The sequence below is a fragment of the Halorubrum sp. SD626R genome (genome assembly GCF_001261915.1).
In the GTDB taxonomy this organism is placed as follows: domain Archaea; phylum Halobacteriota; class Halobacteria; order Halobacteriales; family Haloferacaceae; genus Halorubrum.
Genome location: NZ_CVRT01000142.1, coordinates 14,798 through 29,921, shown reverse-complemented (window position 1 = coordinate 29,921; position 15,124 = coordinate 14,798). Strand labels below are relative to the sequence as shown.

Sequence of the window (15,124 nt, the reverse complement as noted above, 5' to 3'; positions counted from 1 at the left end):
CTCCCGTGCCGCGTCGACCCCCAGCACCTCCCGGACGCGAGTCCGGAACTCTTCGAGCGTCCCCGCGTTGTCGATCTCGACGTCGGCGCGCTCTAGGGTGTCGCCGAGGCCGAGTTCGATCTCGCGTTCGTCGCGCTCGCGGAGCGCCTCCAGGTCGGAGTCGGAGTCGTCGCGCCCCCGGGCGTCGAGGCGCTCGGCGCGCAGCTCGAACGGCGCCCGGATCGCCACGAGCGTGAAGTCGTCGCCGAACGCCTCGCGGAAGCGCTCCAGCTCGACGGTGGAGCGCAGCCCGTCGACGAGGACGGCGTCGCGGTCGCTCTCGGCGGCGGCCTCGCGGATCCGCGGGAGCGTGCGGGCGGCGATGGCGTCGTCGCCCTCCTCCTCGCGGAGCGCCCCCGCGATCCGGCCGTGGTGCTCGGCGGGGTCGAGTCCGCGGCGGCGGCACTCCGCCCGGATCACGTCGCCCATGACGACCACGGGGATCCCGGCCGCCTCGGCCACGTTCGCCGCCTCCCCCTTCCCGCTCCCGGGGAGCCCGACGGTTCCGATAACGTTCATTGGCGGCGAGTAGTCCCGTGCCGGACTTAGGTCTGCTGTTGGCGCGATTGGCGGATTCGAACCGTCGGCGTTTTTTATATCGGGCGGTAGAAGACGACGTGAGGGCACATAGCTCAGCTCGGATAGAGCGTCGGACTTCTAATCCGACGGTCGTGGGTTCGAATCCCACTGTGCCCGCTCCGAAACCCTCGGTTCTTGGGTCGTTCGTCAAACGCCCGTTAGATGTGTCATAAGCGCCTCTACTGCCAGATTCACAAGCCAGTTTAGAGACCGCGATTCGGATTCCGTTCATCAACTTAACGGATCCCCTCGCAGGCACCCGTTTTTCGTTGTTCTCCGGGGTGATCCGCGGTGAGCCTCGGCAACGAGACGAACGGCGGCAACACGCTCGCCACCAACGGACCCGGTGAATTCTGGTGTCCTGTCTGCGGTCAGAGATGTACTCGAAACCAGACCTCTGAGAAAGAGTACGGGCACGCGCTCGATTGCGCCGAGCGGCCAACCAATCTCGATAATCCCGACGAGAAGTGAGCCGGCCAGCTGCGCGCCGGTCCACCTCCCCACGGGTTCGGCACGATCTCGTTCGCCTCGACGACGCGAGACTCAGCTGTCTCTCCAAGCGGTCGGCGACCTTGCGGTGCGCGAGGACCGGCGGACCCGGTCCGAGCGCCGCCGACCGCGCACAGGCGACCGAAGGTCGCCAAACGAGTGGCGGTGCTGTCGCGGTCGCGCGCACACTCGGAGGTGAGCGATGAGCGCGCCAACGGAAGAGGGTGCGTCTTGGCCTTCCAAGGAGACTAACTCTGTAACGGCGTCCCTCACCGGATTAGAGGATGACGCAGATCCTGTCGTCGAGCGGGTGACTGAGTTTACGACAGAGTACCCACAACTTGCCGATCAACCGCTTTCCGAGACACACGGGCGGAAGCTCCGTCGGATCGTCACGGAAGCCGAGTGGGAAACGGAGTTCGTGGACCCCGATCACCCGCTAGAAGATTCCTTCGCTGTCGACTCACTTCGCTCCCGTTCCGCCGGGACGTGGCTCGACGCTGTTCACGCCTTCCTTCGCGCTCATCACGACTATAAAGGGATGCTGGCTCGCTTCGCCGATCGGGAGACCGGCAACGAGTTCGACGTTCCCCTCGTCGACGCTTGGGGGAAGGAGTACAGCAAAAAGCAGTACGCACGGGCTCGCGCGCTCCAGCGACAGATGTCCGGCGGCACCCGACCATCCGGCGGCGACGCGATTCCCGCGTGGAACGACCCGGTGACCGTTATGCTCACACTGACCGCGTCGTCCGTACCGAACGGGCTCCGACTCTCTCCCGTCGACCAAATGGATGCGATCCACGACGCTTTCAGCTACGGCGGTGTTCGCGATACCCTCCGCAATGTGATGGAGTATCACCTCGACCTCGACTCAGACGAGTGGGGATACTGGCTCCAGGCCGAACCGCACGGTATGGGCACAGCTGCGGATCCCGACAAAGACGCCGGCCTCAATGCCTGCTACACTCATATTCACGTCGGCGTCTACTTCGACGGCGGCCGCTTCGAGGATCTTCGACCAGTCGCTTCCGAGTTCGAGCGGGTGATCGACAAACACCTGCAAGTGTGTGACCCAGCCGGCTGGTCGGCACACAACTACGACGCGATCGACGACTACCTCCAGGAAGACGACGGCTGTATCTCGATGAACGCAGACGTCGGGAACCTCGGTTCGTACCTCGCGGCGTACATGGGTGGCTACACCGAGGATCTGATGGACAAGCCGATCGAGTACATCGCGTGGGGCGCGGTTTACTGGTCCGCGGCTCGTCGACGGACCTCGCGTTCCCAAACCGTGAATCAGGCGATCCGCGCGGATCGCTGTGAACAGCGCACCGAATACGAGGACTCGGGTCAGACCGAATCGCACGGCGAGCGTGTCCGATGGGACGACGGCCACGGCGACGATGTGGTCTGTACCTGCTGCGGATCGCCGTGGACTATCGACCAGGACCAGCTCAACGGTCCGCCTGAGCCGGGCGATCATTTCCTCGACGGGCTCCGGTGGGCGACCGACGCAGCAGCGGTGCCCCCGAAACCCGACCAGGGACGAGCGCTCGCCGAACGCTGGCCGAGCGCAAAAAGCGCGTGGTCATACGGTGAATCGCCCCGAAAGGCCGCGATTCGCGAGAAGGTCGACACCTACCTCGACGTGCATGGTTCGGACGTGTCGCTCCCCTCGCTGCTCGCGCACCTGAATATTGATCCGTCGTACAAGGAGTTCGTCGGCGACATCCTGAACGGAACTGAACGAACCGACTCCGAGTCGGTCGATCGCCGTCGCCAAGAGCCGCGGTCCGAGTACGAGCTGAAGGCGATCGTCGACAGCGACGGCAACGAACACCAACCGTGTGGCGGCGGCGTTGACATGGTCCAACTGGAGCTTCCTATCCGGAACCTTGTCGACAACACTCGCCTCGGGAACGACCTCGTCCAGGGGGAAATCTTCCGCAACAGCCAAACGAAAGTCGCGTCACACGACCCTGAAACGGTCGCGAATAGCTTCCTCAACATGGGCGTTGACGACCCCGAAGTTGCCGATCGCCTCCTAACTGTTGAGGACTATCACGTCTTGAACCCCCGGATGTCGAGGGACGAACCACGCCCCTGCATGGTTCACTCCGATGAGCGGTGACCAGATACTTCGGTGGGACTTATGTCTGCCGACGAGCTGCTGATCGACGGCGATATGCGTCAGTCGCAGTATTGGGGTGAGTACGGAGAGGTCGAGCCCGACGATTCCGTGACGGTCGACGTCGCCGGGGCTAATCGGTCGATCGTCGTCGTTCACTCCGGCCCGTACGGTGACGAAGAGGTGTTGCTCCGAGCAGAGGAATAGACGCGTCTCAGCGGGTCTCTGAAAATTTTTAAAAACGGAGTGTGGTCGAGTTAGGCCGACGCGGTAGCTTCAGCGACCGGACCACCGCTCGGCTTGTAGATGATCGTCACGGTAACATCGTTACCGGCATCGATCGAGTCTATACCGTCAGGGGTTGCATCCAAATCGCCACTACCTCTTACAGTCAGAATTGTAGTGGAGCCAGACGCATCAATGACGGCTGTATCCGCAGTCCGCCACTCATCGCCGGCAGGTGACGACAGGCTAGCCAAATCGAATTCCGAGGTGTTGCCTTCAACGTCGACAACAACACGGAGATCGTCGAAGGCTAAGTCCTGTCCGCCCGTTTTTGTTATTTCAATTTGGTCGGTGCCCGAATCAACGTTGTCGATACCATAAGACGCCTGCGGCGTACTGTCGCCGAGCTGATCGCCGAGTCCAAGCACGAATGTCCCGATCACGGCCGCCAGAATCACGGTAATCGCAACCATGAGTATAACCCCTATAACGGGACTGACTGCCCGATCCTCTCCCTGGAATGCTGTTTCGAAGTTCATGTTTTCGTTGTGTCGCCAACGAAACAGATACGAAGGTTAACAACACTCGGGCATGGAGTATTAGGCACCTTACGAGGCCCCGCATCATGCGGTCCCGAGGTGATGGGATAACACCCATCCCGCCGTTACCTTCGTTTTGTCCGTTGGTATACTTTTAAGAAGCATGACCGTAGGGATAAACACACCGTTCCAAATCTCCCATCTGAGAACCGCCCCGCAAGACGTATCTCTCAGGCTGTCAACATTCCGCATATGGAACCGACGGCACGCTCGATCGCGCGGACCTACTCCGATCGGGTCTACCCTGATCCATGGGAGAAGGTCGAGGACTACCAGCGCGTGCAGGCGTACGCCGCCGAGCACCCGAACGCCGGTCGGACGGCCGTGGGGACCGCGCTCGAACTACCAGCCGGACGCGTCCGATCGTGGCTCAACGGCGGGCGGCCCGATCCGGTGCGGGGGATCAAGACGGCGAGCGCGAATGGTTGGCTCGAACCAGCGTGTGACATGGCCGGCGCGCTCGTTGAGCTGCTCGCGCACGTTCTCGCCGGTGGGAGCATTAACGAGACGTTCGTCCCCGCGATCACGATCGGGCGGCGCGTCGATCACGACGCGATCGAAGACGCGTTCACGGCGGTGGGCGTCGACACCTACCGCCGGCACGCCGACAGCGATGGTCGCGCGACTGAACTGTACCCTGCGACGGACGCTTCGGTGCTCGGGCGGTGTCTCGTCGCCATGGGAGCCCCGCACGGCGCGAAGACGAGTCTCGATGCCGTCCCGACAGTTGTGTGGGAGAGCCCGGAGTCGATCCGGCGCCGATTCGTCGAGACGTATGTCGCCCACCGCGGTGCATACCTGGAAGGGAAGGCGACGACGCGCATACAGGAGGAACGCCCTACGTCCTACCTGAAAGACCTCCACGAACTGATCGGCGAGTGCGTCGAAGGGAATATCTCGCGTGGCGAGCGAGCGCTAACCATCTCGGCGGACGCCGCTCGCGAACTCGGACTCTCCTAACGCAATCGAGGTGCCAGTGATTCCGTTTTCGCTGAGTTAACGAGTAGATAATTCAACCCACCTTCGTACAATTACTTTCACTCCGGTATCTCTAGTCCTACTTGTATTCTCTTTTTGAACTAACAGTCGGAGATGTCGACTGAAAGACCGACGCCGCCTGACGGTTACGAACAGTTCGAAGGAGAGTCGCCTGAGTCCGATGTTTCCACGGTGGAACTCGGTCCCGGTGACGTACTGGAAGGGCTCGTGCTCGATCTCACTGAAGGAGAGGGAGAGTACGGCCCGTGGTACCGGCTGAAGATCAAGGACGAGAGTCGCGGAGTTGTGCGGTACTTCGCCAAGGACGAGGTCAAGCGCGCAGCTGCGCAAGACCGCATCGAAGTCGGGGAACAGATCTGGGTTGCGATGGACACCGACGAGGTGACCCTGGAACGCGACGACGGCTCGACGCACGACTATAACCCGACGATGGTCGCGTTCCCAGGTGGTGACTGATGGCGTCGTCCTACTCGCAGTCGATGGGTTCTGCCCTCTCTGACTACACCCATCTGCGGACGCTTCCGGCGCTGCTGTCGGTTGTGTTCGTGCTCGCCGGACTCTACCAGTTCGGCGGGATCTCCGAGGTCATGCTGACGTGGATCGACTACACGCTGACCGCCGAACACGCGACGTTCATCTCGATCGGCGCGTACGCTGTCGCCTTCGCCTCCTCAGAGACGAAGCAGTTCGACAGCTACGAGGATTGGGAGAAGGTCGCGATCATCGCCGGACCCCTCGTCATCGTCGGCTACCAGTACGTCGGCATCGTGACTGACCTCATCAACACGAGCAGCAACCTCGGCCCAATCGTCGCGTTCCTCGCGACGGTCGTCGCCTGGGGCGTCGCTGTTCGGTAACCACCCTTCGAACTTCACCTTATGAGTTCCAACCATGACACATCGACTAGCTGTAACGCCTCGAACCGCGCTCCTGATGGGCCTGCTGTGGGCGCTGACAGTGATCGTCCCAACGGCGATCGTCGTCTCGGCCGCCGGACCTTCGTGAAGGGGATCGGTGCGACCGCCGTCGCCACCGTCGGGCTCTCGCACGACCGCGGGTTCGCACAGAACGCTGAAGCTATCGCGCCCCTCGTCGCTGGCGCTGTCGTCGCCGGCTCTGTCGGCGTCGGATGGGCACTCCGCGAGTTCGAGGTGATCGGCTCGGACGCCCCCGCCGAAGGCCTCACCTCTTCTGCTCTGGAGCAGCAAATCTATCAGGCTGTCAAAACCCGCCGCTCCAACAATAAGAGCACTATCGTCGACAACGGGAACATCCTCGACGGCGTTGAACACACTGCCTACACCGATGCGAAGGTCGCCGCCATCGAGGAGCTGAACGCTGGTTCCTCTGAGTCCGATGTTCTCTCTGCGGCGAACACCGCGATCGACACCTACGAATCTTCCGTCAAGGGGAACTTCCTCAAGTCGTGGAATGAGTCGGTCAACGAGCTTCAGACTTTGCTTCAGTCGCTCGACGATCATCCGGACCTGAGCCGTGGTGCTGTTCTCAACAGCTACGATATTAGTCAGGAACAGCGTTCGCAGTCGCTCTCTGTCTCTGATGTAAGCAACACCCTGCCTGATGGTACTGATCTCCCGGTTAAGGAGATCAGCATCCACTGGTACGACGACTGGCAGGCCACGATCTCGCCATTCACCGCGACTGAACACGTCCCGAACCAGATTCAGGAGGGGAAGAAAGCAGTTCACCTCGGCCTGAGTCAGGTAGATGGTGACTTCATCTACCTCGACGGTGCTGAGTGGAAACCCCTCTACAACGAGATGGACACCACGTTCCAAAACGTCCGAGATGGTATCTCGACATGGGTAACGAACGTCTACGGTGATGTTCAGTCCGGCAGTATCGAGATCGACGACCTCGTGACGCCCCGCGAACGCGCCGCCATGATGAGCGAGGAGGAAGGCATGAGCCAAGCGATTGCCGACCTTATCGCGCTGAACGTTCCGGTCGATTCCGAACGCGAGGCGACGATCACCATCGACGATACCGGTGCAACGCTCCGGGGAACCTTCGCGCTGACCGACCCGTCGGACGGACCGATCGAGTCGGGCACGACCTACGACCCGTCGACGTTCTCCGGCGATGCGTATTTCACGACCGACATGAGTCTCGTCGAGGGCGATTGGTCCGAGATCGAGACCAGCGTCGACGGTGGCACCATCACTATCACCGCCGAACCGTACGAATCGACCGCGATCGAGGTGACGACGGCGGCGTCTGAAACCGTCTCTGTCCCTGCTGGTGACTGGACAGACAACGGCGACGGCACCTGGTCGTACGACGCTTCGGGCGACCTCGAAACCCCGATCACCAACGTCGACTCTGCGCGCTTCCACGCGACGACTACGGAAACGCAGTACGAAACGCTCCAGCTGCAAGGCTCGTTCACCGTGGACAAGCTCGTCAACAAGCAGTCCGGCGAGGAAGTCTCGACGACGAGCTTCTCGAACTCTGAACCACAGTCCGATTCCAACTACATCACCCAAGAGGAGTGGGACGATCTCGAACAGCAGAACCAAGAGCTGATCGAGAAGTACGAAGACTCCCAGAGCAACGGCGGCGGCCTCGACCTCTCCGGGCTCGACATGTTCGGGCTGCCCGGCGAAATCATCGCCGTGGTCGTGGTCGCGATCGTCGGCTTCGTCGCCACTAGCAACTAACCCATGCTCTCCCGATTTTTCATCATCGCGCTCGTCGTAGTTGCATCACTCAGTGGCGCCGTCGCCGCCCAAGACCCGAACACCTCCGCAGCAACGAACGGAACGGCTCAGGCCGACACCTGCGACCAGTACGTCACCGAGTACATCTCGCTCTGCTCCGCCGAGTACGACGGCTCTGCTGCGGTACTCGTGCTCGACGCCGATCGACGCGAGCGCATCACCGTCACCGAGGCCGTCTCGCTCACCGAGCCGCGCGAGCTGAACCGCGAGTCGTTTATCGTCGACGGGCGCACCACGATCCGGTTCGCGGTCACTCCCGAGAACGGCGCCGCGGGCGTCACGATCGACGACGGGACTACCCTCTACGGGATTCCCCTCGAAAGCTCGTCGACGATCGTCCCCGGTCCCTTCACCGGCTCCGACGTACAGGCGGCCGGTGTCGGTGGCTCGCTCGGTGTCGCTCTGACCACGCTGTACCTCGTCGCTCGCCGCGTCTACGGCAAAACCGAGGAACCTGAGAGGATCGCATGACTCAACACGACCCACCCACCATGAAGGACGAACAGCCTGCCTACCTCGACTTGCTCGACTGGCTCCGAGCTCGCGCTCCACAGCTGATCGTCATCGGGTCTGCCGCGACGATCGTCGCGATGGTCACCGGATTCGGCGTCTCCGTTCCCCGCTTCTGGTACGTAGCAGGGCTGACAGCGCTGTTCACGCTCCCCCTCGGCTGGATGACCGGCTCGAAAGTCGTCGGCTGGCTCTACAATCCGACGTTCGTCTGGCTGATCGACCTCGACGCCCGCGTACTGGAGGGCGGTATCTACCGACTCCCGCCCGACGACTTCCGCGAGATGGACGTACTTGACGACGACGAGTTCATCAACTCCTCGTACGACCTCACCCAGCTGTCGCCGAACCTCTACGTCGGGAAACAGGTTGACCTCGAAGACATGACGGTCGTCGGCACCTGGCGCGGCACGCTCGACGATCGCGAGCTGACCCGCGCGCTTCGCGCCGTTCACGAGTGCCGCGGCCAGCTCCAAGACGACGCGCAGCGAGGATTCATCCTCGAAAGCTCCGCGTTCGTCGTGGTCCGCCGCGCGACCCGAAACACGGTCGAACGTATCGTCGAACTGTTCGAGGATGGGTCCCTGCCCGACTCGGGCGAAGGGATCGAGCGCGCCGTCGATCAGGAGCTGAAGGACTTCGGCCTTGACGATGCCTCGGACTCAGACCTCTCCGACCTCGTCGACGACGACGCGATTGACGAGATGGACCACAAGTCGGGATTCGACTTCTCGACGCCGGAGGACCCGGACGCCGACCGGAACGGCCACGCGGAAACCGCGGAGGTGCGTGCCGATGGGTAACTCCGACGAAGGGATGCTGACGGCGGCCAAACTCGCCGAACAGCTCTCCGGCCGCATCGAAACAGATCGCGACCTCGACCCCCGAGCAGGCGCGATCGACCCGGACGACGTGTCTGCGTCGGTGTTCCTCAACGACCTCGACCCGGAGCTTGTCCAGGACTCGCAGCTGCTCGACCTCGTCGACCGAACCCAGCAGTCGCGCAAGGCGTCTGAAGCGATCCGCTCGGGCAACTCCCTGATGCTCTCGCACCTGGTCGGCGTGACCGAGCAGGACCTAGACGGCTCCGCGCTGCGGCTCCCGCTGCGGCTCGACGAGGTCATGACGAACAACGACGCGACGGCGTTCATCGGCGGCGCTGGGAACCCAAACACGGGAAAGACGAACCTGATGGCGCTGCTGGCGGAACTCCGCTCCGCGACCGTCGACGATCTCCTCGTGATCTCGAACTCGCGCACGTGGCCCCTGACGGACCTCGTGGTCACCAGCGCGCACGACCTCGCGGTGACGTGTATCGAGCATCGCGACCGGCCGAAGTTCGTGTTCATCGACGAGGGGTCGACGCACTTCGACGCGCGGACAAATTCCTACGAGGTCGCCGCACAGTTCTCTCCGCTCGCAAAGCGGATGGCGAAGATCAACGTCGACGTCTTCGGAACCGTGTTCCACACGGGGAAGGACTGTCACCCGGAGCTGAAGCGGCTGTTCACGACTGCGTACTTCAAACACTCCAAGAAGGAAGTCGACTTCTTCGCTGATTGGCCCGCTGACGCTGACAAGCCGACGAACCAACTGTTCGGCGGGACCGTCGAAAACCTCGAACCTGCGACCGCGGAACCGGACCCGGACGACGCCGCTCCCTGGAACTGGAATCTCGAACCTGACCTGTTCTCTCTCGACCTGGATTGGCCCAATCTCCTTACCGAGCTGCGCGACCGTGGTCCCGCCGAATAATCCTCTAAGTAGACAACAAATTTATTATCCGGAGTTTGTTACATGGGAACACAAAGACGGACCACCCACTCTGAATCGGGACTCAAAATTAATCCATGTCCCGAGGGGGTGGATCTGTCGATCCAGATGGAAGTCAGCTCCTTCCATCCTTGTCGCTTACCATCTCTACGGCTGTTTCTGTATGTCTCGCTTGGTACTGCGATCTTTCTGCCGGCCAAATTTCTATCATCTGGTTTTGTGCTACGGTTGTGTGTGTACGTTTAGTTACCCTAGTGGGTATCCCAACTGAATTAGCAGCAGTTGTGAGTACGATCCCCGCAGGAATGGCTCTCTTCTCGCTGAAAAACTACCACGAGAACAAGGTTTTGTGATCTCCTATTACTTCTGTATATGTCGGTTTAGCCGTCGTATCCGCTTCCCACGAGGCCAAAACATATCAAGCACCAAAACCGGAGCATCACAACCCACCCACCATCCAACCCATTCACATCGATGGGCGGGAGCCGCGCGACCCCTCCTTGTGGGGGGTCGCGCAACTCAACTATTTCTAATTAATTCCAGAAGTGCTGTTTGTGTTGACTGTGGATCTGGGTTTTCTTCATCAGAATTAATATTATCCTGTGGATTAGTATAGATATTTTCCATAGTGTTGATCATAAATTCCGCTATGAGTTCATCACTATTTCCATCTAGCTCATTATCGAGAGCTTCACGAAAACCAACCAATGAGATCGCCATCCGTGCTTTGAATTCGTATTCCTCAATCAATCTCTTTTGTCGGGTATAATTGCTTACACAAAACCACACAGCAACTGAAATGGGGAGCAATAAGCCAATTTTTGTGATATTTGAAGTTATACCACCCGTCGAAGACCCGATATCAGTATATATTATCCAAGAGGCACCTAATAGTAGAAATATTGATAATGCGGATGCTATTTTCCATCCACGTAGAGGTGTTTCTAATTCTTTTTTTCGCTCCGCAAACTGTTCACCAAGCGCCGAACTGGTTGTCCTATCAAGTAGATCGCTGGCCGTATCCTCTAAATTCGAGAGTCGCTCCTCAATTTCCTCAGCATTTTTTCTTTTTTCTTTTATTTTGCCTAGTTCACTCTGATATTCTTCTTTCAATTCTTCTGTCTGTTCTCTGAGACTCCTAGATTCCTTATTTCTTTCAGTAATTGCCTGCTCTCTCTCCTCAAGTAATTGGTCCATTTGCCTGATAGCCGTTTCAACCTCAGACTTCAGGTCATCATCATCCGGGTTTTCGTTAAGTTGTCTTTCTAGTTCCTCTTTTTTATTTGTCAACTCTTGTATTTTTGTCTCGGATTGTTGGATGAATCTTTCAGGATTAAGGACGTTCTCACCATATTTACCAGTTAAATCAGTCGTTTCCTCGGAATCATCATTGCTATTGTTATTCATTTTCTCAAACTGAATGATACTGGTACATAAATTAAATGCTCATCAGTATCGCACTGACTTTTTGCTGTGCTAATCAATATAAATCACATTCTAGAGAGTACTGTCAAGCCACCAGACTGGGCTATTTCCCGCTTTTTTCATTCTCAATACACCTTCATCCTCAAGTGCGTATAGCCTTTTTCGTGCCCCCGTCAACGTGAATTCTAACTCCTCAGCAACTTCTGACGTTGTTAGGACAGGATCTGTTGTTTCCTCAAAAAGGTTGACAATTTCGGAATCCGACACTGTCTCTTTTCGTCCTGCCATTATCTCCTAATCTTGTTCAAAACACAAAGTCATTCATGTCTATTGGTAATTGTAGTATAACCAGTTACAGCAGTACAACTATATGTCTTCCACTCCACTATCTCGTCAACGGAAGCAATCATCCAGACGATCGAAAAATACGGACCTTGCTGCTGGGGCAGCAGGTCCGCGCGGGCTTCCGTGAACCAGCCACGAAAGCCATGTCAGCAAACAGGGTCGGGGGTATTCAATTCCTCCACGGCGAACGTGATCGCGCGACAACCAGCGGACCCGCTCCGCTTCAGTTTCACTTCCAGTCCCCGTACAAGGATTTCTCCTTTTATACACCACCTCGTCGGCGTGAGGTGATGCCTCCAAAGGAAGTTGTGCGGATTGAAGATGACGCAGATCGGTGGCGGTTCCTCTGTCCCCGCGGCCACCGAACGTGGGAACCGACGAATCACCATTTCTGGTGCCAGCTCTGCGCGCGTCGCGACGACGCCGACGGCGTGTTCTACGAGCTGCGCGACCAGAAGACCGACGCCCTCCTCAAACGCGACCGGGTCCAGCTGCTCACGGACTCCGGACCGTACGATCACGACCTCGACGGGGGCGCGCAATGACGACCCTCTACTGCGCCGACTGTCGGTCCCGGTTCGAACCGGACGACCGACACGTCTGGATCCAAGCTGAGACTCGGTCCGTCGACGATCGCAACCGCCTCGAAGACTTCGCGATGTGCCCCGACTGCTGGGCCGACCTCACGGAAAACTGGGGTGAGCCGGTGTGAGCACTCGCGCCGATCGCGACCTCTCCACCTGCCCAGTCTGCGAGGCCCAGATTGAACCTGAACCGCCGGACGGGTTCACCAGGTACGCGCGACAGGTCGCGGGCTACCTCGACCACTTCGCTGAGAACCACCCGGATCACCCGATCCTCGACGCCCCGGAGGGATTCCTGTGAGCGACGACCTCGAACCGATCTCTCCGGTCGACGCCGTGGAGATGTTCCATAGCGCGATGGAGGACGAACACTCCGAGTCGACGCGGCGAAGCGAGTACCACCGGCTCCGTGCGTTCATCCAGTTCTGCGACGAGGACGGGATCGAGGATCTGAACGAACTCTCCGGCCGGGACCTCTACCGGTACCGGACCTGGCGGAGGGAGGGAAAAGGCGACGGACGCGAGCCGATCAAGCTCGTCACGCTCAAGAGCCAGCTGGCGACGCTCCGTCGCTTCCTCCGATTCGCTGGCGACATCGACGCGGTCGACCCCGAGCTGTACGAACAGCTCACGCTCCCGACGATGAAGAACGGGGAGGACGTGTCGGAGACCACGCTCAAACCCGAGCGCGCTATCGAGATTCTGGACTACCTCGAAAGCGCGCAGCCAGCGTCTCGCGATCACATCGTTCTCCTCCTCCTGTGGGAAACGGGCGCGCGGAGCGGTGCGATTCGCGGCCTCGACCTCGGTGACTGCGACCTCGACGGGACACATCCTCGTTTCACTGGTCCGGCGGTTCACTTCGTCCACCGTCCGGAGACCGGAACTCCGCTCAAGAACCACGAGTCGGGTACTCGCTGGAACCGTATCAGTCAGAAGACGGCTCGGTACATCGAGGACTACATCGAGTATCACCGCGACGAGGTGACCGACGAGTATGACCGGGAGCCGCTGATCACGACTCGGTACGGTCGACCGGCGGGCAACACCTTCCGGAAGGTGCTGTACCGGGTGACTCGTCCCTGTTGGCGCGGTGAGGGGTGTCCCCACGACCGGGACATCGACTCGTGCGAGGCGACAGACATCGACCAGGCGAGCAAGTGCCCGTCGTCGAAATCTCCTCACGACGTTCGAAGCGGTCGAGTGACCTTCTACCGGCGCGAGGATGTTCCGCGACGTATCGTCGAGGACCGGCTGAACGCAAGCGAGGATATTCTGAGTCGCCACTACGATCGGCGGTCCGACCGAGAACAGGCAGAGCAACGCAGCGACTTCCTTCCCGACCTATGAACCCCGAACCCTACGCCGCGACTCCCCGAATCGCCAGACCCCACTGTGCCCGTTCCTCAGTTCGTTCGTCACGGGCACAGTGTACCCCCACTCGCTCCCTGCGGTCGCTCGCGGGAGTCCCACTGTGCCCGTTCACTTCCGTTCACCGCTCTCTGCGAAACCTCCGTCCGTCACCCATTTGAGACGCCACTGCGTCCCCGAGCCAGACGATTTTGAGGGTGTGTTGCCGCACGCGTTCGCGACTTGGACGCGACGCTACTGGGAGTGGATCTCGCATCTGAGCGGTCGGATCGGTCGATGCTGGCCCGATAGGCGCCGATATCTCCGCTCACACGATTAGCAATCGCGCGTCCGTCCGGTAAAAGACTGTAACCGATAGTAGTATCCAAAAACAGTTTTGTAACTGCTATCGTTTGTTCCGAGCATGGATCGGCGTCGCTACGTCCAGTTGGTCGGTGCCGGCGGAGCCCTTTCGCTTTCGGGCTGTCTCGGCGGCACGTCCGCTTCCGAATCGACCGATACCGTGACGAGCGGGGAGACGCTGACGCTCGCGACAGCGACGACGACCCGAGACAGCGGGCTCCTCGACGAGCTGTTGCCCGGGTTCGAAGTGGCGCTCGGCGCGACGGTGGACACAGTCGCTCGCGGCACCGGTGCGGCGCTCCGTACCGCCCGGAACGGCGACTGCGATCTGGTTCTCGTCCACGCTCGGCCGCTGGAGGACGCCTTCCTCCGAGAGGGACACGGCGTCAACCGCCGCGCCGTCATGGTGAACGACTTCCTGCTGGTCGGTCCTCCGGACGACCCGGCCGGCGTCGCCGGCGCGGACCCGGTCGAAGCAGTGACGGCGATCGCCGAGGCCGAGGCGCCGTTCCTGTCGCGCGGCGATCGATCGGGCACGCACCTCCGCGAGCGCCGACTGTGGAGCGAGGCGGAGATCGACCCGACCGGCTCCTGGTACAGTGAATCCGGCCAAGGGATGGGAAACACGCTGACGATGGCCGCGCAATCCGGCTCCTACACCCTCACCGATCGCGGGACGTTCCGCAACGTCGACGCCGACGGACTGGCTGCTCACGTCGCGCGCGGCATCGATGACCCGCCGCCGTTGCTCCGGAACGAGTACGCCGCGATCCCGGTCAATCCCGCCAGACACGACGCGGCGTACCTCCTCGCGATGGCGTTCCTCGGCTACGTCACCGGACCCGGACAGGCCCGGATCGAGGAGTTCCGCGTGGCCGGCGAGCGGGCGTTCCGACCGCTCGGTCGGTCGCGGGAGCCGCGGTTCAACCAGTACGTGCCGAGTGACTGGTCGAACGCGGACGACCCCTGATC

19 protein-coding genes and 1 tRNA gene are annotated in these 15,124 nt (G+C 60.3%); 16 read left to right on the top strand and 4 right to left on the bottom strand.

The genetic code is table 11. The features are described 5' to 3' along the window. Positions 1-558: AAA family ATPase (locus tag SD626R_RS13930; protein ID WP_092566939.1), on the bottom strand; the 558-nt coding region annotated here is incomplete at its 3' end. 102 nt (positions 559-660) lie between these two features. Here SD626R_RS13930 and SD626R_RS13925 point away from each other — a divergent pair. The 4 genes from SD626R_RS13925 to SD626R_RS13915 all read left to right on the top strand — a co-directional run bounded on the left by SD626R_RS13925 (position 661) and on the right by SD626R_RS13915 (position 3,445). Next, positions 661-735: transfer RNA gene (locus tag SD626R_RS13925), tRNA-Arg, on the top strand. Positions 736-909: 174 nt separating this feature from the next. Further along, positions 910-1,089, top strand: coding sequence for a hypothetical protein (locus tag SD626R_RS16565; RefSeq protein WP_137782656.1), 180 nt, complete (start codon positions 910-912; stop codon positions 1,087-1,089). A 220-nt stretch (positions 1,090-1,309) separates the two neighbouring features. After that, complete coding sequence (locus tag SD626R_RS13920; RefSeq protein ID WP_255310192.1) at positions 1,310-3,241, top strand: hypothetical protein; 1,932 nt, start codon at positions 1,310-1,312, stop codon at positions 3,239-3,241. Between the two features lie 21 nt (positions 3,242-3,262). Then, a complete protein-coding gene (locus tag SD626R_RS13915; RefSeq protein WP_092566937.1) occupies positions 3,263-3,445 on the top strand; it encodes a hypothetical protein in 183 nt (60 codons plus the stop codon). Positions 3,446-3,495: 50 nt separating this feature from the next. Here SD626R_RS13915 and SD626R_RS13910 read toward each other — a convergent pair whose 3' ends face one another. Continuing rightward, on the bottom strand, positions 3,496-4,002 hold the full coding sequence (locus SD626R_RS13910; protein ID WP_092566936.1) for a type IV pilin domain-containing protein: 507 nt from the start codon (positions 4,000-4,002) through the stop codon (positions 3,496-3,498). Positions 4,003-4,254: 252 nt separating this feature from the next. Between SD626R_RS13910 and SD626R_RS13905 the strand changes: the two genes are divergently transcribed. The 7 genes from SD626R_RS13905 (at position 4,255) to SD626R_RS13875 (ending at position 10,067) form a co-directional block, all read left to right on the top strand. Continuing rightward, on the top strand, positions 4,255-5,022 hold the full coding sequence (locus tag SD626R_RS13905; protein WP_092566935.1) for a hypothetical protein: 768 nt from the start codon (positions 4,255-4,257) through the stop codon (positions 5,020-5,022). A 132-nt stretch (positions 5,023-5,154) separates the two neighbouring features. Next, complete coding sequence (locus SD626R_RS13900) at positions 5,155-5,517, top strand: hypothetical protein (protein ID WP_092566934.1); 363 nt, start codon at positions 5,155-5,157, stop codon at positions 5,515-5,517. Next, positions 5,517-5,918, top strand: coding sequence for a DUF8023 family protein (locus SD626R_RS13895; protein ID WP_092566933.1), 402 nt, complete (start codon positions 5,517-5,519; stop codon positions 5,916-5,918). Before SD626R_RS13900 ends, SD626R_RS13895 begins: the two co-directional genes overlap by 1 nt. 144 nt (positions 5,919-6,062) lie before the next feature. Next, the gene (locus tag SD626R_RS13890) at positions 6,063-7,742 is read left to right on the top strand and encodes an Env/VP5 family phage fusion protein (RefSeq protein WP_092566932.1); all 1,680 of its coding nucleotides are present in this window, start codon (positions 6,063-6,065) and stop codon (positions 7,740-7,742) included. 3 nt (positions 7,743-7,745) lie between these two features. Continuing rightward, positions 7,746-8,273 (top strand): DUF8063 family protein, encoded by a 528-nt coding sequence (locus SD626R_RS13885; protein WP_092566931.1) that lies wholly within the window; start codon positions 7,746-7,748, stop codon positions 8,271-8,273. Beyond that, positions 8,270-9,115: a DUF8125 domain-containing protein gene (locus SD626R_RS13880; protein WP_241996744.1), complete on the top strand. Its 846-nt coding sequence runs from the start codon at positions 8,270-8,272 to the stop codon at positions 9,113-9,115. Before SD626R_RS13885 ends, SD626R_RS13880 begins: the two co-directional genes overlap by 4 nt. Continuing rightward, a complete protein-coding gene (locus SD626R_RS13875) occupies positions 9,108-10,067 on the top strand; it encodes a hypothetical protein (protein ID WP_092566929.1) in 960 nt (319 codons plus the stop codon). The genes SD626R_RS13880 and SD626R_RS13875 overlap by 8 nt, the downstream gene beginning before the upstream one ends. A 537-nt stretch (positions 10,068-10,604) precedes the next feature. Here the strand turns inward: SD626R_RS13875 and SD626R_RS16560 are convergent. Next, positions 10,605-11,492: a coiled-coil domain-containing protein gene (locus tag SD626R_RS16560; protein ID WP_137782655.1), complete on the bottom strand. Its 888-nt coding sequence runs from the start codon at positions 11,490-11,492 to the stop codon at positions 10,605-10,607. Positions 11,493-11,582: 90 nt separating this feature from the next. Then, complete coding sequence (locus SD626R_RS13870; protein WP_092566928.1) at positions 11,583-11,798, bottom strand: hypothetical protein; 216 nt, start codon at positions 11,796-11,798, stop codon at positions 11,583-11,585. Between the two features lie 347 nt (positions 11,799-12,145). Between SD626R_RS13870 and SD626R_RS13865 the strand changes: the two genes are divergently transcribed. The 5 genes from SD626R_RS13865 (at position 12,146) to SD626R_RS13855 (ending at position 15,122) form a co-directional block, all read left to right on the top strand. Then, positions 12,146-12,400 carry a hypothetical protein gene (locus SD626R_RS13865; protein ID WP_092566927.1) on the top strand — a complete coding sequence of 85 codons (255 nt, stop codon included), beginning with the start codon at positions 12,146-12,148 and terminating at the stop codon, positions 12,398-12,400. Continuing rightward, complete coding sequence (locus SD626R_RS16935; protein WP_158298357.1) at positions 12,397-12,567, top strand: hypothetical protein; 171 nt, start codon at positions 12,397-12,399, stop codon at positions 12,565-12,567. The genes SD626R_RS13865 and SD626R_RS16935 overlap by 4 nt, the downstream gene beginning before the upstream one ends. After that, positions 12,564-12,740, top strand: a complete 177-nt coding sequence (locus SD626R_RS16555) for a YbdD/YjiX family protein (protein WP_137782654.1) — start codon at positions 12,564-12,566, stop codon at positions 12,738-12,740. The genes SD626R_RS16935 and SD626R_RS16555 overlap by 4 nt, the downstream gene beginning before the upstream one ends. Then, positions 12,737-13,789 (top strand): tyrosine-type recombinase/integrase, encoded by a 1,053-nt coding sequence (locus tag SD626R_RS13860; RefSeq protein WP_092566926.1) that lies wholly within the window; start codon positions 12,737-12,739, stop codon positions 13,787-13,789. The genes SD626R_RS16555 and SD626R_RS13860 overlap by 4 nt, the downstream gene beginning before the upstream one ends. Before the next feature lie 424 nt (positions 13,790-14,213). Continuing rightward, positions 14,214-15,122 carry an ABC transporter substrate-binding protein gene (locus tag SD626R_RS13855; RefSeq protein ID WP_092566925.1) on the top strand — a complete coding sequence of 303 codons (909 nt, stop codon included), beginning with the start codon at positions 14,214-14,216 and terminating at the stop codon, positions 15,120-15,122. The last annotated feature ends 2 nt before the right edge of the window (positions 15,123-15,124 follow it).